General features: G+C 69.0%; 1 protein-coding gene. It reads left to right on the forward strand.

The window, feature by feature from the left end:
- A partial coding sequence (locus C1X29_RS29270; RefSeq protein WP_158247909.1) for a hypothetical protein occupies positions 1 to 287 on the forward strand: 287 nt, incomplete at both ends.

Genomic DNA, 287 nt, shown 5'->3' on the forward strand with positions numbered 1-287 from the left:
CGTCTACGGCACGATGACGCTGTGGCAGGGCCGGCCGCTCTACTACACGTTCTCGGAGCGGATCCTCGAGACCGTCCCGGCATCGGCGCTGATGCCGGAGGAGATCGAGCGCGCCCGGCGCGAGAATCCGGCACTCGCGCCCTACTGGTACAGCCGGCCGCGCTGGGTGTGGGTGCCGCTGCCGGCGGATCCGCAACTGCGCCAGAAGCTCATGGAAATGGCCATGACGCAGGGCCAGGACATCATCGACATGCCGCGCTACTTCCGCCCGTGGCAGGACGGCGTGC

The sequence above is a fragment of the Pseudomonas sp. GW456-12-10-14-LB2 genome (assembly GCF_002884345.1).
GTDB classification, from domain to species: domain Bacteria; phylum Pseudomonadota; class Gammaproteobacteria; order Pseudomonadales; family Pseudomonadaceae; genus Aquipseudomonas; species Aquipseudomonas paraglycinae.